Genomic DNA, 17,228 nt, shown 5'->3' with positions numbered 1-17,228 from the left:
GGCGTTCACTGGCTCGCGCAGGGCGAGACGGGCGCCGCGTCGAGCCAGGGCAGGTCGTGGCCGAGCCGGTCGCGTTTGGTCTCCAGGTAGCGCAGGTTGTGCGCGCCGGGGGGCACGGGCACGGGCTCGCGCCGGGTGACGCGCAGGCCGTGCCGGGTCAGTGCGGCGGTCTTGTCCGGGTTGTTGGTCATGAGCCGCAGGGAGCGCACGCCGAGGTCGGCGAGGATCCTGGCGCCCGCGGCGTAGTCGCGGGCGTCGGCGGGCAGTCCCAGCTCGAGGTTGGCGTCCAGGGTGTCGCGCCCCCGCTCCTGGAGCTCGTAGGCGCGCAGCTTGGACAGCAGTCCGATGCCGCGGCCCTCGTGGCCGCGCAGGTAGAGCACCACGCCGCGGCCCTCGGCGGCGACGCGGTCCATCGACGCGCGCAGCTGGGGGCCGCAGTCGCAGCGCTGGGAGCCGAGGACGTCGCCGGTGAGGCACTCGGAGTGCAGGCGGACCAGGACGTCCTCGCCGTCGCCGATGTCGCCCGCGACCAGGGCGATGTGCTCGACGCCGTCGGCGGCCGAGCGGTACCCGTAGGCGCGGAAGTCGCCGTGCGCGGTGGGCAGGGCGGTCTCCGCCTCGCGGCGCACGGCGGGCGGCGCCGCCTCCTCGGCCTGGCCGCGGTAGGCGATGAGGTCGGCGATGGAGACGAGGGCGAGGCCATGGGTGCGGGCGAACGTCCGCAGCCGGGGCAGCCGCAGCATCGTGCCGTCCTCGGCGGCGATCTCGACGACGACGGCGGCGGGCCGCAGCCCGGCGAGGCGGGCGAGGTCGACCCCGGCCTCGGTGTGCCCGGGGCGGGCCAGCACGCCGCCGGGGCGGGCGCGCAGCGGGAAGACGTGCCCGGGCCGTGAGAAGTCGGCGGGCGCGGCGGCCGGGTCGGCGAGCAGCCTGATGGTGGCGGCGCGGTCGGCGGCCGAGATGCCGGTGGTGACGCCGTGCGCGGCGGTGGCGTCGACCGAGACGGTGAACGCGGTGGCCATCGACTCGGTGTTCTTGTCCACCATCTGCGGCAGGTCGAGCCGGTCGAGGTCGTCGCCCGCCATGGGGACGCAGATCATGCCGCGGCACTGGCTCATCATGAACGCCACGATCTCGGGCGTGATCAGCTCGGCGGCGACGATGAGGTCGCCCTCGTTCTCCCGGTCGGCGTCGTCGACGACCACGACGGGGCGGCCGAGCGCGATGTCGTCGATGGCGCGCCTGATCGGGTCGAGGGGCGCCTGGCGCTCCTCGGCGGGTGGGCGTCGCGGGGCCACGGTCATGCGGTCGCTCCTTCCGTGACGGGTCGCCGGGCGGCGGGCGGGGCGGTCGTGCGGTCCAGGGCGGCGTCCGCGGCGCGCGAGCGCCGCCACCAGTCGCGCAGGCCCCACAGGACGAGGACCAGGTAGACGACGTAGACGAGCCCGGAGAACGGCAGTCCGCTGCTGAACGCGAGCGGGACGCCCACGAGGTCGACCAGCAGCCAGGCGAACCAGAACTCCACGAGGCCGCGCGCCTGGGCGACCATGGCCACGAGCGTTCCGACGAAGATGTACGCGTCGGGCCAGGGGTTCCACGAGAGGTCGGGGAAGGCGGAGAACAGCCCGCCGACGGCGAGGGTGCCGAGGGCCGCTCCGGCGGCGAGCGCGCCGCGTTCGCGCCATGTGGCGAAGCGGATGGCGATCCGGCCGCCGCCGGTGTCGCGCCCGAGGTGCCACTGGCGCCAGCCCCACACGGCGACGGTGATGACCAGGAGCTGCTTGCCGACGCCCCCCGCCAGGTCGGCCGAGGCGTAGGCGGCGACCAGGATGGCGCCGGAGAGCAGCTGGACTGGCCATGTCAGCAGGGAGCGCCGCCAGCCCAGGGCGAGGGCGGCGAGCCCCGCCAGGTTCCCGGTCATGTCGGACCAGATGACGTCCTGCCCGAAGGCGGTGAACGCCGTGGCGTGCAACGGGTCGAGCAGGCTCATCGGAGATCGGCCCCCTCGGGCGTCCGCTCGCGGTGGGTCAGCAGGCGCTCGGTGTACTTGGCGATGATGTCGACCTCGAGGTTCACCGTGTCGCCCGGCTGCTTGCGGCCGAGGGTGGTGAGGCCGAGCGTGGTGGGGATGAGGCCGACGGCGAAGCGTTCCTCGGTGGCCTCGGTGACGGTGAGGCTGACACCGTCGACGGTGATGGAGCCCTTCTCCACGACGTAGCGGGCCAGGCCCTCGGGGAGCGAGAACGCCACGGCCTCCCACTGGTCGCCCGGCACCCGGCTCAGCACGGCAGCGGTGCCGTCGACATGGCCCTGGACGATGTGGCCGCCGAGGCGACCGCCGACGGGGGTGGGGCGTTCGAGGTTGACGCGTGAACCGGGGGTCAGCTCGCCGAGGTTGGAGCGGGTGAGCGTCTCGGCCATGACGTCGGCCGTGAACGCGCCGTCACCCGTCTCGGTAACGGTGAGGCACACGCCGTTGACCGCGATCGAGTCGCCGTGGGCGGCGTCCGCGGTGACGACGGGGCCGTGCAGGCGCAACCGGGCCGAGTCGCCGACGCGTTCGACGGCGATGACCTCGCCCAGCTCTTCGATGATTCCGGTGAACACTTACGACTCCTGGGGGACGGTGGTCGGTACGGCGGTGAGGCGAACGTCAGGGCCGACGCGGGTCAGTTCGGTGACGCGCAGACGCAACGCCGAGGCGATCGTGGTGATTCCTGCGCCGGTCAGGGCCGCGGGGCCCTCGCCGATGAGGGCGGGGGCGAGATAGCCGATGACCTCGTCGACCGCGTGGGCGGCGACGAACGCGCCCGCGAGCGTGGGGCCGCCCTCGAGCAGCACCGACCGCACATCGCGGGCGTGCAGGGCGGCGAGGAGCGCGGGGATGTCGAGCCCGCGCCCGCCGGGGGCGCGCGGCAGGCGCACGATCTCGGCGTGGGGCGCGAGCGGGTCGGTGCGCTCCGGGGGAATGTCGTCGGCGACGGCGATGAGGGTGGGGGCGGCGCCGTCGAGGACGCGGGCGCCCGGCTTGACGGCCGCGGCCTCGGTGTCGGCGACGACGCGCAAGGGCTGGCGGGCGCCGGGGATGTCGCGCGCGGCGAGGTGCGGGTCGTCGGCGTGGGCCGTTCCGGAGCCGACGAGCACGGCGTCGGCGCGGGCGCGCAGGAGGTGTACGTCGGCGCGGGCCTCGGGCGAGGTGATCCAGCGGCTCGTGCCGTCGGCGGCGGCGACGCGGCCGTCCAGGGTGGCGGCGTACTTCCAGCGGACATGGGGGCGGCCGAGGCGGACGGCGGTCAGCCACGCGGCGTTGACGGCCTCGGCCTCGTCGGCGAGCAGCCCGGCCGCGACGTCGATCCCGGCGGCGGCGAGGACGGCGGCGCCGCCCGAGGCGGTGGGGTCGGGGTCGGGGACGGCGTAGACGACGCGGGCGATCCCGGCGGCGATCAGGGCGCGGGCGCACGGGCCTGTGCGGCCTGTGTGGGCGCATGGCTCGAGCGTGACCACGGCGGTGCCGCCCCGGGCGGCGGGCCCGGCCTCGGCGAGCGCGTGCGCCTCGGCGTGCGGGCCGCCCGCGGCCCGGTGCCAGCCCTCGCCGACGGGCGCACCCGTGGCGTCGAGGACGACGCAGCCGACGACGGGGTTGGGGCTCGCGGTGCCGAGGCCACGGGCGGCGAGCGCGACGGCGCGGCGCATCGCCTCGGCCTCTGCTGCGGGGGCGGCCACCGGATCCTCCTGCCTCTTGGGCACGGCTCCGGGGCGCGAAAGACAGGACGGCAACGGAAGACGGCCGCCTCGGACACCCGGTCCGCCCCAGGGGCGGACCAACGCCGGGGACACACACCGGTCCCGCTCCGCCGCGCACTGCCTCCCATCCGGACTTTCACCGTCGGTCCAGGAATTTCACCTGGTCAACCGGCCGCTGGCGGCGGACGGGTCGCGGACTTTAACCGCCGGTTCGGAGTTTCACCGACCCCGGAGTGCGCTACGTCATTGGTACCCGACCAGTGTGCCACGGCTCGCCTGCGGCGGGTCCTGGCTGTGTGACGCCTCACAGAAGGTCTGCGACCAGGGCGGCACCGCCTCGCGCGCGGCGTGGCGGTGGCGCGGCTGGCGTCACCCTGGTCGGCCCGGCGGCCTCCCCGGCACTCACCGTCGTCGAACGCATGGAGCGAGCCTGTGCACAAGCGCATCGGACGCCGGGAATGAAGGCGCTTCGGGCGGCCGGGGCAGCGCCCGTTCGGCGAACGGCCCCGGGCACCCGCAAGCCGACCGGTGACCGGGACGACCGCCACCCACCTCCCTCCCTCCCGTAGGTGCGCATCGGTGCCCCGCACCCGCGACCAACAGGAACAACGGCCGAGGACAGCAACCACCGGGCCCACCGTGGCCGTCGTCGCGGCCGCCCGCAGGGCACCCCTCACACCGTCGACGTGAACAACGCCTCACGCGCCGCGTCCAGAGCCGTCAGCAGCGCGCCGTTCAGCACCGGGCTGCCGGTGACCGTCGAGGCCCGGACCTCCGTCGCCAGCGGGGACAGCGGCCGCACGCGGGCGGCGACCCGTTCGGCCAGCGCGGCGCCGCCCGCGCGGCCGACCTCACCGCCGAGGACCACACAGCCGGGGTCGAGGACCGCGGCCACTCCGGCGATGGCCACCGCGACGCGCGCGGCCAGCTCGTCGAGGAACGCCGCGCCCGCCCCCGCGTTCTCCTCCGCCGCCGCGCGCACCACCGCCTCGGCCGCCGCCGCGTCGTCCCCGGCCCCCGCCGGGAGGCCGTGGCGGCGGGCCAGCGCGCACACCGCGCCGCTCGACGCCTGCGTGTGGAAGCCGCCGTCGCAGTCGGTCGCCGAGGGCAGCCCGCCCGTGCCCGGCACCGGCAGGAAGCCGAGCTCGCCCGCGCCGCCCGAGGCGCCCCTGCGCAGCGCCCCGTCGAGGACGACCGCAGCGCCGATGCCGTGGCCGAGCCAGATCAGCACGAACGTGTCGCGGTCGCGGACCGCGCCGACGCGGTGCTCGGCGATGCCCGCGAGGTTCACCTCGTTCTCCAGCAGCACGGGAGCGGCCATCCCCTCCCGCAGCGCCGCGAGCAACTCCCCGTGCCAGTCCGGCAGTCCACCGAACGGGGGCAGCGCGCCGGTGCGCGGGTCGGCGAGCCCGGGGGCGCCCATCACGGCCGTGTGGAACGCCGGGACGCCCGCCTCGCGCCGCGCGTCGTCCAGCGCGAGCAGCACGCTCCCCACCGCGTCCGCGCCCCCGTCGACCGGCACCGCGCCGCGCCCGACCGTGGCGCCGGTCAGGTCGGCGAACGTGAACGCCACCCCCCCGGTGCGCACGTCGAGCGCCGCCACGTGGGCGCGCTCGCCGACGAGGCCGTAGACCTTGGCGTTGGGCCCGCGCCGCTCCTCGCCCGCCTCGCCCACGACCTCCACCAGGCCGCTGCGGCCCAGCCGGTCGAGGAGGTCCGAGACGCTCGGCCGGGAGAGACCCGTCAGCTCCCGCAGCCGGGTGGCGGTCAACGGGCCGCGCTCGACGAGGAGTTCGAGGGCGATGCGGTCGTTGATGGCCCTGGCCGTACGGGGGGACGCGGTGCGCGCGGTGCTCATCCCGGCATCCTCGCAGACCCTTCCACTTTTTATCAGTAAGGCTTCCTGATAGTTTACGGGTCATGCCTCACCCCGACTCCCTCGCCCCCTCGTCCGACGCGACACGCCGCGCCCGCCTGGCCGTGGGCGCCGTCTTCGCCGTGCACGGGGCGGCGCAGGGCAGCTTCGCCACGCGCATCCCGTGGATCAAGGAGCACCTCGACCTCAGCACCGCCGTGCTCGGCCTCGCGCTGGCCTTCCCCGCCATCGGCGCCTCGCTCGCCATGCCGCTCGCCAGCCGGATCATGCACCGGTACGGCGCGCTGGCCGCCGTGCGCGCCCTGTTGATGCTCTGGTGCGCCGCCCTGGCGCTGCCCGCCGTCGCGCCCTCGCTGGTCGCGCTCTGCGCCGTGTTCGCGGTCTTCGGCGCGACGGCCGGGATGGCGGACGTCGTCATGAACGCCCAGGGCGTGGACGTCGAACGCGCCCACGGCCGCTCCATCATGTCCGGGCTGCACGGCCTGTGGAGCGTGGGCACCCTGCTGGGCGCCGCGGTCGGCGTGGGCGCGGTCCATCTGGGCGTCGACGCGCGGGCGCACCTCGCGCTCGTCGCCGCGACCCTGGTGGCGGCCACGCCGTTCATCTGCCGGGGGCTGCTCGACGTGCGCCCGAAGCCGGACGAGGACCCGCCGCCGCGGTTCGCGCTGCCCCCGCGTTCGGCGCTGCTGATCGGCGCCGTGGGGATGTGCGCGATCCTGGCCGAGGGCGCGAGCGCCGACTGGTCGGGGGTCTACCTCAGGGAGGTGACGGGCGCGTCGGAGACGGTGGCGGCGGCCAGTTACACCGCGTTCGCCTGCACCATGGCCGCCGCGCGGCTCGCCGGGGACGCCGTGGTGCGGCGCGTGGGCCCGGTGCGCGCCGTGCGGCTGAGCGGGGCACTCGCCGTCTCCGGCGGAACGCTGGTGGTGACGGCGCAGGCGCCGGCGCAGGGCATCGCGGGGTTCGCGCTGCTCGGGGTGGGGGTCGCGGTCGTGGTGCCGCTGGCCTTCGCCGCGGCCGGGCGCAGCGGGCCCAACCCGAGCCAGGCCATCGCGGGCGTGGCGACGGTGACCTACACGACCGGCCTCTTCGCCCCCACGCTCATCGGGACCATCGGCGAAGTGACGTCCCTGCCCGTGTCGTTCGGCGTCGTGACGGCCGCGACCGCGGTGCTCGTGGCCGCGGCGGGCGTGCTGGGCGCCGGGGGCCGGAGCGCCACGGTCGCCTCGGACCTGTCCGCGCCCGGCGGGGCGCGGGCGGCGGGGGACGCGGGCGGGCGGCTGGCCCGCGAGTGAGACGGCGCGGGCGGCGGCCCCTGCCTCCGCCGCCGCCCACGCCCCTCGGTCCTCTCCGGCCCAGGGGTCGACGCGCGTCGCGTCAACTCCCGGACGTTCAGCCGAAGTTGCGGACGGCCTGGTAGTAGGTCCACGCGGTGCCGTCGCAGGCCACCCCGGTGGCGCCCGAGTACCCGTCGCACACGCGCAGCAGGTCCTCGTAGAAGGCGCTGTCGAGGCGGGCCTTGTTGGGCTCGAAGATGCCGAGGTCCTTGTGGTTGCGGTAGCCGAAGTCATGGCGCGCGCACGCCGTTTCGAAGGGGAAGCCGAAGGGGTTGTCCGGGGACCACGAACACAGGTCCGTCGACCAGTCGAACTCGTAGGCGGCCCAAGCGCCCTGGTTGTTACGCGCGTTGAGCCAGGCGTTGTAGCTGCTCGCGCTGGTCTGCGTCCAACTGGACAGCACCTGGGGCTTGTCGGCCGGGGCAGCGGCGGCGGGGGTCGCCGAGACGGCGACGGCGCCGAGCGCCAGGGCGGAAGCGGACACCGCGGTGGCAAGCCGTTGACGGGTGCGCATGCGCATCCTCCGGAGGATTCGGGCGGCCGGGCGAGCGGGCCGCGTGGGGGTTCCGGAGGGAGAAGCTACTTGTGGGTAAAGGAATACTCAACCCTTCGCGTACGCACGGCTGTTGACGCGGAGGAGAACGTCAACGCGCTCAGGCGGGGAGCGCCCTGATCCAGCACCCGTCGTCCGTCAGCTCGGCGTCGAACGCCAGCCCGGCCTCGGCGAGCGCCCCCGCGAACGCGCCCTCGCCGTACCGGTGGGAGAGAAACGTCTGGCTCCACTCCGCGCCGTCGATCGCGTACTCCACGCGGATCCTGGAGGTGTCGGCGTCCACCGGGTCGGCCGAAACGACGCGCACCACACCGCCGTTGCCCAACTCCCGCTCGCGCGGCACCCGTTCGTGCCAGTCGTCCCCCTCGCGCTCGATCAACACCGCCCCGCCCCCGGCGACATACCTGCGGCAGGTGGCCAACAGGCCGCGCCGCACCGCCGGATCGCCGGTGTGCACCAGGAACGAGCCGAGGACCACCACGTCGAAGCGCTCATCCCCCAGCTCGAGCGTCTCGATCGGGGAGCACACCGTGCGGGCGCCCGAGACATGGGCCAGCATCTCGGGCGACTCGTCAACGGCCGTGACGGCGAAGCCGCGTCGGAGCAGGGGACGGGTCACCCGGCCCACGCCGCAGCCCAGCTCCAGGAGGTGGGCGCCGGGCGGCGAGGCGGCGGCGATCACCTCGGGCTCGCGCCCCACCGGCAGCCGCAGCCACCACTCCACCGGGCTCCCGTCGGGGGTGATGACCCCGGGACCCGTTCCGACGTTGCCCTCGCGCGCCTGTCCGCCCATGGGCCCATCAGACCACCGGACGCCCGCCCCCCACCAGGGGCCGAAGTGCCGACCACCCCCGGATCACTGCCAGCTGGCGTGGAGCGGCTGCCCCTCGGCGTACCCGGCGGCGCTCTGCACCCCGACGACGGCGCGCTCGGCGAACTCGCGCAGCGTCCCCGCGCCCGCGTAGCTGCACGCCGAGCGGACGCCCGCCACGATGGCGTCGATCAGGTCCTCCACGCCGGGCCGCACCGGGTCGAGGAACATCCGCGACGTGGAGATCCCCTCCTCGAACAGCCCCTTGCGCGCCCGGTCGTAGGCCGAGTCCTCGCTCGTGCGCTTCCGCACGGCGCGCGCCGATGCCATGCCGAAGCTCTCCTTGTACAGCCGCCCGTCGGCCGTCTGCTGGAGGTCGCCGGGCGACTCGAACGTCCCGGCGAACCACGAGCCGATCATCACGTTGGAGGCGCCGGCCGCCAGCGCCATCGCCACGTCCCTCGGGTGCCGCACGCCGCCGTCCGCCCACGCGTGCTTCCCGAACTCGGCCGCCGCGGCTGCGCATTCGAGCACCGCGGAGAACTGCGGCCGCCCCACCCCCGTCATCATCCGCGTCGTGCACATCGCGCCGGGGCCCACGCCCACCTTGACGATGTCGGCCCCCGCCTCGATCAGGTCGCGCGTGCCCTCGGCGGACACGACGTTCCCTGCCACCACCGGCACGCCGGGGTCGAGCCCGCGCACGGCCCGCAGCGTCGCGATCATCGACTCCTGGTGCCCGTGCGCGGTGTCCACCACCAGCGTGTCGACACCCGCCTCGAGCAACGCCTTGGCCCGGCCCGGCACATCGCCGTTGATCCCGACCGCCGCCGCGATCCGCAGCCGCCCGCCGCCGTCCGTCGCGGGCCGGTACAGCGTCGCGCGCAGCGCGCCCTTGCGGCTGAGGATCCCGGCGAGCCGCCCGTCCGCGGTGACGGCCGGCGCGATCTTGCGGTGCGCGGAGTCGAGCGCGGTGAACGCCTCACGTGGGTCCATCCCCGCGTCGAGCACCAGCAGGTCGCGCGACATCACCTCGCCGACCTGGGTGAAGCGGTCCACGCCGAGCAGGTCGGCCTCGGTGACGATCCCCACGGGCCGCTCCGCCGACACCACGACGCCCGCGCCGTGCGCCCGCTTGGGCAGCAACGCCAGGGCGTCACCCACCGTCTGGGTGGGCGCGAGCACGATCGGGGTGTCGAGGACCAGGTGGCGGCGCTTGACCCACGCGATCACCTCGGTGACCACGTCGAGCGGGATGTCCTGCGGGATGACCGCGAGGCCGCCCCTGCGGGCCACCGTCTCCGCCATGCGGCGGCCCGCCACCGCCGTCATGTTCGAGACGACCAGGGGGATCGTCGTCCCCGTGCCGTCCGGCGTGGACAGATCCACGTCCTGGCGGGAGGAGACCGCCGAACGGCCAGGGACCATGAAGACGTCGTCATACGTCAGGTCGTACGACGGTGCCAAGTCGTTGAGGAACCTCATGCGCGCTCGCCCTTCACCTGCTGCTGTGCGAATCCGGCCGGTGGGGAGCTGCGGCTCCTCTGTCATTGTCCCCCACGTGTCCGGATCCGCTACCAGGTGTCCGGAAAGCGGCTACGGCCCGGGTCCCCCGCCCGGACGAGGCCTACGTCCCGTCCGGGTCCGCGCGCTCCAGGGCGGGGCGCTCCCCCACGGGCTGCGTCAGCAGCCGGTCGGCCGCGGCCGTGTCGGTGACCAGGCTGGTGACCAGGCCCGAACGCAGCACCGCGCCGATCGCGTCGGCCTTCCTGCTGCCCCCCGCGATGGCGACCACCTCGGGCACCCGGCGCAGCCGCTCGGCCTCGACCGTGATGCACCGCTCCCCCAGGTCGCGCCCGACCCGGCGCCCGTCCGAGGCGAACAGGTGCGCCGACATCTCGGCGGCCACCCCGAGCGAGGCGTAGTGCTCGCGCTCCTCCTTGCCCAGCATGTCGTGGACCGCGGAGATGCCCGTCTCCCACGAGCCGATGGAGACCGCGGCGATCGTCACCTTGTCGAAGTACTCGAACGCGGCCGCGATCCCAGGCTGCCGCCGCAGCGCCGCCGCCGTGCCCGGGTCGGGCAGCAGCATCGGCGCGTAGATCGGGTGGGCCGCGCCCCCCGAGACGGCCGCCGCGCGCCGCACCGCCTCGACCGAGCCACGCTCGGCCGTGCCCGCGTCGTAGACCCCCGTCAGCTGCACCACGGTGCACGGCGGCAGCTCGCGCAGGGCCGCCGCCATGTGGATCGTGGAACGGCCCCAGGCCAGCCCGAGCACGTCCCCCTCGGCCACCAGCTCGCCGAGCAACTCCGCGGCCACCTCGCCCAGATGCTCGGGATCGGGCGTGTCGTCCGCGGCTCCGGACGGCGACTCGGCGACCACGACGTGCCGCAGCCCGTACCGGGCCCGCAGCGCGTCGGAGCGGTCGGCGTCCAGCTCGGCGGGGACCCTGATCTCGATGCGCACCAGATCGTGCTCCACGGCGGACTCCAGGACGCGGGCCACCTTGAAACGGCTGACCCCGAACTCGTCCGCGATCTGGATCTTCGACTTGCCTTCCAAGTAGAAGCGGCGCGCCATCGCCGCCGCCTGCATCAGCTCCGCGGGCCCCATCCGTGTGGCTGACCTCCCGGTCGGCACCGCACTCACCTCACTGTCCTCCGGTTTGTGTCCCCGCGCACATACGCGTGTTCATCCTCGCAGATCCCGGTGGCCGACGGCCGGTTCCCGCCGGTGCGGAGGGCCGGGGAACCGGATCGACAGCCGACGTTCACCGCGATGTGGCGTGGGGCGGCGCGGCCCGCTCGGCCAGCTCGCGCAGCGCGCTCACCGCGGCGGCCGGGTCCTCGGCCCCGTAGACGGCCGAGCCCGCGACGAAGACGTCGGCGCCCGCCTCGGCACAGCGTTCGATGGTCTCCGCGGAGACCCCGCCGTCGACCTGGAGCCACAGGGAGAGGCCGTGCCGCTCGATGAGCCGCCGGGTCCTGCGGATCTTGGGCAGCATGACGTCGAGGAACGCCTGCCCGCCGAAGCCGGGCTCGACCGTCATCACCAGGAGCATGTCCAGCTCGGGCAGCAGGTCCTCGTACGGCTCGATCGGGGTCGCGGGCCTGAGCGCCATCGACGCGCGGGCCCCCTTGGCCCTGATCTCCCGCGCCAGCCGCACAGGGGCCGCGGCCGCCTCCACATGGAACGTGACCGAGCCCGCGCCCGCGTCCACATAGGCGGGCGCCCAACGGTCCGGGTCCTCGATCATCAGGTGGCAGTCGAGCGGGGTGTCGGTGGCCCGGCCCAGCGCCTCGACGACGGGCACCCCGAGCGTGAGGTTCGGCACGAAGTGGTTGTCCATCACGTCGACATGGAGCCAGTCGGCGCCCTGGACGGCCTTCGCCTCGTCGGCGAGCCGCGCGAAGTCGGCCGACAGCATGCTGGGGTTGATCTGAGCCATGGCGCCAGTATTCAACATCGTCCTCCGGCCCATGGCGGGGGATCAGATCCGCCGCAGCAGCGCCAGATACATCGCGTCGGTGCCGTGCCGGTGCGGCCACAGCTGCACGTCGGGTCCCTCGCCGAGGTCGGGCACGCCGGGCAGCAGGGGGCGCGCGTCGATCCACTCCGCGCCCACGCCTCCCGCGTCGGCGAGCCCCTTGAGCACATCGCCGACCACCAGGCGGGTTTCGGCCAGATGCGGCGAGCACGTGGCGTAGCCGACGACGCCCCCTGGACGCGTCGACTCGATCGCGGAGCGCAGCAGCGCGCGCTGGAGCCGGGTGAGCCCGTCGAGGTCCTCGGGCCTGCGGCGCCAGCGCGCCTCGGGGCGGCGGCGCAGCGCGCCGAGGCCCGTGCAGGGCACGTCCACGAGCACCCGGTCGAACGTGCCGGGGCGCCACGCGGGACGGGTGCCGTCGGCGACGACGGTGCCGACCGGACCGGGGTTGTCCGCGAGGGCGCGCGCGACCAGGCGCGCGCGGTGCGGCTGCTTCTCCGCGGCCAGCAGCTCGGCGCCCCGCCCCGCGGCCAGGGCGGCGAGCAGCGCGGCCTTGCCGCCCGGTCCCGCGCACACGTCGAGCCAGCGGGTGTCGGCGCCGGTCAGCGGGGCGTCGGCCAGCGCGAGCGCGACCAGCTGGCTGCCCTCGTCCTGCACCCCGGCCCTGCCCTCGCGCACCGCGTCCACCGCGCCGGGCTCGCCGCCGTCCGCGAGGCGCGCCGCGAACGGCGACCAGCGCCCGGGCTCGGCCCGCCCTTCCTCGGTCAGCTCGGCCACGGTGGCGCGCCCGGGCCGGGCGACCAGGGTGACGGTGGGCCGCTCGTTGTCCGCGGCCAGCAGGCGTTCGATCTCCTCGCGGCCGCCGCCCAACGCGTCCCACAGCGCCGAGACCACCCAGCGCGGGTGGGAGTGGACCAGGCCGAGGTGGCGCTCGGGGTCGTCGTCGTAGGGCGGGGCCACCTCGGCCAGCCAGCCGTCGAGATCGCGCGCGGCGACGCGGCGCAGCACGGCGTTGACGAACTTGGCGCGCCCGTCGCCCAGCACGCAGCGGGCCAGCTCGACGGCCGAGCTGACCGCGGCGTGGCTGGGGATGCGGGTGCCGAGCAGCTGGTGCGCGCCGAGCGAGAGCACGTCGAGCACCGGCGGGTCCACCTCGCGGAGCGGCCGGTCCACGCACTCCCGCAGCACCTCGTCATAGGTGCCCTGGCGGCGCAGCGTGCCGTAGACGAGCTCGGTGGCGAGGGCGGCGTCCCTGGCGTCGAGCGTGCCCGCCGCCCTGGCCTTGGCCAGCATCGGGGGCAACACCAGGTTCGCGTAGGCGCCGCGCTCGTCGACGGCGCGCAGCGCCTCGAAGGCGAGGATCCGCACCGGGTCCCTGCGGGGGCGGCGGTAGGGCCTGGCGGCGGGGCGGCGCGGCCGAGTGCTCATCGGGACGGTCAACTCCGGTGGTGCGGGAACATACCTCCCCAGCCTACGGCGGCCATGCGGGGAGCCGACGGGGTGGTCTCGGGGACGGGGCTCGGGGGCGGGGCTCAGCCCCGGTCGCCCTGGGCCCCCTGGTCGCCATCGCCGAGCCGCTCGCCCGGGGCGACGCGGACGCCGCGGGCCCAGTCGGCGGCGGGCATGGGCTTCTTGCCCTGGGGCTGCACCCAGCCGAGCGCGACCGCGTGCGAGCCGGTGCCCGCGCGGACGGTCTGCCGGTCCACGGCCAGCTCACCCGGCGCGAGCCCCCCGTGCTCCGGCGCGAGGGAGACCTGCCGCAGCTTGAGGCGTTCGCCGCGGAACGTCGTCCACGCCCCCGGCGCCGGCGTGCACGCCCGCACCTGGCGGTCCACGCGCAACGCGGGCGCCGCCCAGTCCACGGCGGCGTCCGCCACGGTGATCTTGGGCGCGAGGCTGACGCCTTCGGCGGGCTGCGGCCTGGCGGCCAGCGAGCCGTCCTCGATGCCGTCCATCGTGGCCGCGAGCAGCCCCGAGCCGGCGAGCGCGAGCCGCGTCAGCAGGTCGCCGCTGGTGTCCTCGGGCCTGACGCGCTCGGTCAGCACCCCGTAGACCGGGCCCGAGTCCATGCCCTCCTCGATGAGGAACGTCGTCGCGCCGGTCACCTCGTCGCCCGCGAGCAGCGCGTGCTGCACCGGGGCGGCGCCGCGCCAGGCGGGCAGGAGCGAGAAGTGCAGGTTGACCCAGCCGCGCTCGGGGATCTCCAGCGCGACCTTGGGCAGCAGCGCGCCGTAGGCGACCACGGGGCAGCAGTCGGGGGCCAGGGCGCGCAGCCGGTCGAGGAACTCCGGCTCCCTCGGCCGCGCGGGCCGCAGGATCTCGATCCCCGCCTCGGCGGCGCGCTCGGCCACCGGGCTCGGCACCAGCCGCCGCCCTCGGCCCGCGGGCGCGTCGGGGCGGGTGACCACGGCGACCACCTCGTGCCGGTCCGAAGCGAGCAGGGCGTCGAGCGAGGGCACGGCGACCTCGGGTGTACCGGCGAAGACGAGCCTCATCGTTCGGGTGCCAACCTCTCGGACGGGTGCCGGACGGATGCCGGGACGGACACGTGGAGCGGCTGGACAGTCTACGTTCCGCGACGGTGGCGCGCGGGCGGGGGCGTACAGCTCCCCGTGCGCTCCGCCGAGTTGACGATGCGCTCCGAGGGCGTGACCCCGACCGCCGCCGCGCGTTGGTCAAGACAGATTGACCGCAACGGGCCGAATTCGGGCCCGCTTCCTTGACGCCGGTTCGAGAGGCTTGTTGATGGCCGACCACGCCACCCCTGACGCTCAGGCACGGGCCAGCCTGCATCTGCTGGTCCGGGACATCGAGCGGGTCCGCCGCCAGGTGGACGCGCTGCGCACCCTGACCGCACAGCTGGGCAATGTCTACCGCCCCCGACGCACCGGCCCCTCGGCCGGATTCGTGGTGTACGGGCGCGCTCCCGCCCCGACCGTCCGGCTGGCCCAGGAGCTGCGGGACAGCGTGGAGGCCCTGGTCACCGCGGCGGTGGACTTCGACCGCTCCCTCGGCTTCTCGTGGGACGCGGTGGGCTCGGCGCTCGGGGTCACCAAGCAGGCCGTCCACCGCAGGTACGGCGCGCGGCGCCCGGCGGGCCCACCGGGTGGACCGCCCGCTCCGGCGCACGAGCCCGCGCACGCCGAGAGTCCTCCGCCCCCCGCGGTCCCCGCCGCGCGCGGCGTGCCCGTGCGGCCGCCCGCGCCGGTGCCGGGCGAGGCCAGGCCGGGGGCGTTCCCGGGGCAGCGCAGCGGATAGCGCGGGGGCGCGCCGGGTCGGCCGATGTCCTGGGGTCAGCCGATGTCCTGGGGGTCGATGACCACCCGGACCGGCGGCCCCTCCCTGCGGGCGAGCCGGGCGGCCTGGGCCGTGCGCAGCGCGGCGGCCAGGGCCGCCCCGCCCCCCGGCGGAACGCGCACCAGCGCCCGCTCCCACCGCTCCCCCGGCGGCGGATCGCCCGTGCGGCGCGGGCGCCCCGGCTCGGACACCGGCAGCGGCACGGGCCCGAGCACCTCGGCGTCGCCGGGCAGCTCGGCCGCCGCGAGCAGCCCCTCGACCGCCTCGGGGGGCCCGCTGACGGCGGCCATCCGCGACACGGGCGGGAAGCCGAGCGCGGCCCGGTCGGCCAGCTCGCGCCTGGCGTGCCCCGCGGGGTCCCAGCGCACCAGGGACTGCACGGGGCGCAGGGTCGGCTCGGCGAGCACCACCGCGGTGCCGCCTTCCTCCCGCGCCCTGACCAGCGCCGCGGCGCCGAGCCAGCGGCGCAACGCCTCCTCTGCGGCCCGCAGATCGGGGCGGCCGAGCAGCGTCCAGCCGTCGAGCAGCAGCGCCGCGGCATAGCCGGGCCCCTCGGGAACGGGCTCGGCGCCCGGCGTGCTGACGACGAGCGCCGGGACGTCGGGCACCGAGTCGAGGATGTGGTCGCGGCCCGAGGTGCGCACCGGCACGGCCGGGAACGCGCGCCCCAGCTCCTCCGCCGTGCGCCGGGCGCCCACCACCACCGCGCGCAACCTGCCGCCGCCGCACTCCTCGCAGTGCCACGCGGGCGCGTCGGTGCCGCACCAGCCGCAGCGCAGCGCCTCGTCCGCGCCCACGGCGGCCAGCGGGCCATGGCACGCGCCGCAGCGCGCCGGCGTGCGGCAGCGGGCGCACGCCAGGCGCGGGGCATAGCCGCGGCGCGGCACCTGGACCAGCACGGGGCCGAGGGCGAGGCCGTCCCGCAGGACGTTCCACGCGAGGCTGGGCAGCCGGGCCGAGCGCGCGCCCTGGTCGCGCGCGTGGTCGTCGTCGCCGACCGTCCTGATCAGCGGCGCCTTCGCCCTGACCGTCTCCCGGTCGGCCAGCAGCGGTCCCGCCCACCCCGTCTCGACGAGCCGCGCCGCCTCCGCCGTCACCGCGTGGCCGCCGATCAGCGCGGCGGCCCGCTCCTGCGCGGCGCGCAGCACCAGCACCTCGCGGGCGTGCGGCTGGGGCGCGTGCTCGTCGCGGTGCCCGTCGTCCCCGTCGTCCCACACGGCGACGAGGCCGAGGTCCCGCACCGGCGCGAACATCGCCGCCCGCGTCCCCACCACGCCACGCACCGAGCCCCTGCTGATGGCGAGCCACCGCCGGTACCGTGCCTCGGGCCCCGCGTCGGCGGTCAGCAGCACATGGTGGCCGGGGCCGATCAACGCGGTGAGCGCGGCGTCCACCCGGGCGGCGGCGCGCCCCTCGGGCAGCACCGCGAGGGCGCCACGGCCCGCGGCGAGCGCGGTGGCCAGGGCGCGGGCCAGCTCGTCGGGCCACCCGGGCCCGGGCAGCGCCGTCCACACCGCGCGTGGCGCCCCGCCCCCGCCGAGGGCGTCGAGGAACGCGGGCCCCCTGGGATAACGCGCCCAGCCACCGGGCTCGGGAGCCACCGGGGAGCGCACGGGGTCGGGCGAGGGCGTGCGTTCGGCCTTGGCCATCCGGGGGGGCACCGCGAGCGAGACCACGTCGGCGAGCGCGCCCGCGTAACGGTCGGCGACGGCCCTGCACAGCGCGAGCAGCTCGGGCGTGAGGACGCGCTCGGTGGAGAGCACCTGGGCGAGGGGGGCGAGCACGCCGGGGAAGTCGCTCTCGGCGCGGCGCTCGACGATGAATCCGTTGATCAGTCGGCCGCCCTCGCGGCGCCCCTCGCGCTGCCCCGCGCCGAAGCGCACGCGGACCCGGACGCCCGGCTGGGCTTCGGCGTCCATGGCGGCGGGCACCGCGTAGTCGAAGAACCGGTCAAGGTGCACCAGGCCCTTGTCCACGAGCACACGCGCCACCGGCAGCCGCTCGGCGGCGGGAACGCCCCGCCACGTCCGCGGCCTGGCCCTGGGGACGGCCCCCTTGACCAGCGCGAGCTGCTCCCCGCGTTCCTCTCGACCACCCACGTGGCCAGTACACCAGAGGCCGG

At 76.0% G+C, this 17,228-nt stretch carries 15 protein-coding genes and 1 riboswitch; of the genes, 2 read left to right on the top strand and 13 right to left on the bottom strand.

The features are described from left to right. Window positions 1-5: 5 nt before the first annotated feature. The 5 genes from D7318_RS01580 to D7318_RS01560 form a co-directional block, all read right to left on the bottom strand. Window positions 6-1,304: a bifunctional 3,4-dihydroxy-2-butanone-4-phosphate synthase/GTP cyclohydrolase II gene (locus D7318_RS01580; RefSeq protein WP_120694976.1), complete on the bottom strand. Its 1,299-nt coding sequence runs from the start codon at window positions 1,302-1,304 to the stop codon at window positions 6-8. Further along, on the bottom strand, window positions 1,301-1,990 hold the full coding sequence (locus D7318_RS01575; protein ID WP_120694975.1) for a nicotinamide mononucleotide transporter family protein: 690 nt from the start codon (window positions 1,988-1,990) through the stop codon (window positions 1,301-1,303). Before D7318_RS01575 ends, D7318_RS01580 begins: the two co-directional genes overlap by 4 nt. Beyond that, entirely contained in the window at window positions 1,987-2,607 is a 621-nt protein-coding gene (locus D7318_RS01570) for a riboflavin synthase (protein ID WP_120694974.1), read from the bottom strand. The genes D7318_RS01575 and D7318_RS01570 overlap by 4 nt, the downstream gene beginning before the upstream one ends. Then, the gene (ribD, locus tag D7318_RS01565; RefSeq protein ID WP_120694973.1) at window positions 2,608-3,693 is read right to left on the bottom strand and encodes a bifunctional diaminohydroxyphosphoribosylaminopyrimidine deaminase/5-amino-6-(5-phosphoribosylamino)uracil reductase RibD; all 1,086 of its coding nucleotides are present in this window, start codon (window positions 3,691-3,693) and stop codon (window positions 2,608-2,610) included. Window positions 3,694-3,854: 161 nt separating this feature from the next. Then, a riboswitch (FMN riboswitch) is annotated at window positions 3,855-3,985 on the bottom strand. Window positions 3,986-4,417: 432 nt separating this feature from the next. Further along, window positions 4,418-5,602, bottom strand: a complete 1,185-nt coding sequence (locus D7318_RS01560) for an ROK family transcriptional regulator (protein WP_120694972.1) — start codon at window positions 5,600-5,602, stop codon at window positions 4,418-4,420. 62 nt (window positions 5,603-5,664) lie between these two features. Between D7318_RS01560 and D7318_RS01555 the strand changes: the two genes are divergently transcribed. Then, window positions 5,665-6,915, top strand: a complete 1,251-nt coding sequence (locus tag D7318_RS01555) for an MFS transporter (RefSeq protein WP_120694971.1) — start codon at window positions 5,665-5,667, stop codon at window positions 6,913-6,915. Window positions 6,916-7,012: 97 nt separating this feature from the next. Here the strand turns inward: D7318_RS01555 and D7318_RS01550 are convergent, their stop codons facing one another. From D7318_RS01550 to fmt, 7 genes are all read right to left on the bottom strand, one after another. Further along, entirely contained in the window at window positions 7,013-7,471 is a 459-nt protein-coding gene (locus D7318_RS01550) for a phospholipase (RefSeq protein WP_120694970.1), read from the bottom strand. Window positions 7,472-7,610: 139 nt separating this feature from the next. Then, the gene (locus D7318_RS01545; protein WP_120694969.1) at window positions 7,611-8,303 is read right to left on the bottom strand and encodes a class I SAM-dependent methyltransferase; all 693 of its coding nucleotides are present in this window, start codon (window positions 8,301-8,303) and stop codon (window positions 7,611-7,613) included. Window positions 8,304-8,366: 63 nt separating this feature from the next. Next, entirely contained in the window at window positions 8,367-9,806 is a 1,440-nt protein-coding gene (locus D7318_RS01540; RefSeq protein WP_120694968.1) for a GuaB1 family IMP dehydrogenase-related protein, read from the bottom strand. 142 nt (window positions 9,807-9,948) lie between these two features. Beyond that, window positions 9,949-10,935, bottom strand: a complete 987-nt coding sequence (locus D7318_RS01535; RefSeq protein ID WP_120694967.1) for a sugar-binding transcriptional regulator — start codon at window positions 10,933-10,935, stop codon at window positions 9,949-9,951. Window positions 10,936-11,092: 157 nt separating this feature from the next. Further along, a complete protein-coding gene (gene rpe / locus D7318_RS01530; RefSeq protein WP_120694966.1) occupies window positions 11,093-11,770 on the bottom strand; it encodes a ribulose-phosphate 3-epimerase in 678 nt (225 codons plus the stop codon). Window positions 11,771-11,812: 42 nt separating this feature from the next. Continuing rightward, window positions 11,813-13,237 (bottom strand): RsmB/NOP family class I SAM-dependent RNA methyltransferase, encoded by a 1,425-nt coding sequence (locus D7318_RS01525; protein ID WP_120694965.1) that lies wholly within the window; start codon window positions 13,235-13,237, stop codon window positions 11,813-11,815. 104 nt (window positions 13,238-13,341) lie between these two features. After that, window positions 13,342-14,304, bottom strand: coding sequence for a methionyl-tRNA formyltransferase (fmt, locus tag D7318_RS01520; protein WP_120694964.1), 963 nt, complete (start codon window positions 14,302-14,304; stop codon window positions 13,342-13,344). A gap of 250 nt (window positions 14,305-14,554) precedes the next feature. Between fmt and D7318_RS01515 the strand changes: the two genes are divergently transcribed. Next, window positions 14,555-15,067, top strand: a complete 513-nt coding sequence (locus tag D7318_RS01515) for a hypothetical protein (protein WP_120694963.1) — start codon at window positions 14,555-14,557, stop codon at window positions 15,065-15,067. Window positions 15,068-15,102: 35 nt separating this feature from the next. Here the strand turns inward: D7318_RS01515 and D7318_RS01510 are convergent, their stop codons facing one another. Then, window positions 15,103-17,205 carry a primosomal protein N' gene (locus D7318_RS01510; protein ID WP_120694962.1) on the bottom strand — a complete coding sequence of 701 codons (2,103 nt, stop codon included), beginning with the start codon at window positions 17,203-17,205 and terminating at the stop codon, window positions 15,103-15,105. Window positions 17,206-17,228: the final 23 nt, after the last annotated feature.

Origin of the sequence: Streptomyces radicis (assembly GCF_003626575.1) — a bacterium.
Lineage (GTDB): Bacteria > Actinomycetota > Actinomycetes > Streptomycetales > Streptomycetaceae > Streptomyces > Streptomyces radicis.
Note: the sequence above shows the minus strand (reverse complement) of the source record. Positions and strands in the feature narration are given on the sequence as shown.

Bases quoted from the DNA above. Each gene is read 5' to 3' on its own strand.
- D7318_RS01535 (WP_120694967.1), bottom strand. From the start codon at position 10,935: ATGGGGCCCGCGGAGCTGATGCAGGCGGCGGCGATGGCGCGCCGCTTC.
- ribD (WP_120694973.1), bottom strand. From the start codon at position 3,693: ATGCGCCGCGCCGTCGCGCTCGCCGCCCGTGGCCTCGGCACCGCGAGC.
- D7318_RS01550 (WP_120694970.1), bottom strand. From the start codon at position 7,471: ATGCGCACCCGTCAACGGCTTGCCACCGCGGTGTCCGCTTCCGCCCTG.
- D7318_RS01540 (WP_120694968.1), bottom strand. From the start codon at position 9,806: ATGAGGTTCCTCAACGACTTGGCACCGTCGTACGACCTGACGTATGAC.
- rpe (WP_120694966.1), bottom strand. From the start codon at position 11,770: ATGGCTCAGATCAACCCCAGCATGCTGTCGGCCGACTTCGCGCGGCTC.
- D7318_RS01560 (WP_120694972.1), bottom strand. From the start codon at position 5,602: ATGAGCACCGCGCGCACCGCGTCCCCCCGTACGGCCAGGGCCATCAAC.
- D7318_RS01525 (WP_120694965.1), bottom strand. From the start codon at position 13,237: ATGAGCACTCGGCCGCGCCGCCCCGCCGCCAGGCCCTACCGCCGCCCC.
- D7318_RS01580 (WP_120694976.1), bottom strand. From the start codon at position 1,304: ATGACCGTGGCCCCGCGACGCCCACCCGCCGAGGAGCGCCAGGCGCCC.
- fmt (WP_120694964.1), bottom strand. From the start codon at position 14,304: ATGAGGCTCGTCTTCGCCGGTACACCCGAGGTCGCCGTGCCCTCGCTC.
- D7318_RS01545 (WP_120694969.1), bottom strand. From the start codon at position 8,303: ATGGGCGGACAGGCGCGCGAGGGCAACGTCGGAACGGGTCCCGGGGTC.
- D7318_RS01575 (WP_120694975.1), bottom strand. From the start codon at position 1,990: ATGAGCCTGCTCGACCCGTTGCACGCCACGGCGTTCACCGCCTTCGGG.
- D7318_RS01515 (WP_120694963.1), top strand. From the start codon at position 14,555: ATGGCCGACCACGCCACCCCTGACGCTCAGGCACGGGCCAGCCTGCAT.
- D7318_RS01555 (WP_120694971.1), top strand. From the start codon at position 5,665: ATGCCTCACCCCGACTCCCTCGCCCCCTCGTCCGACGCGACACGCCGC.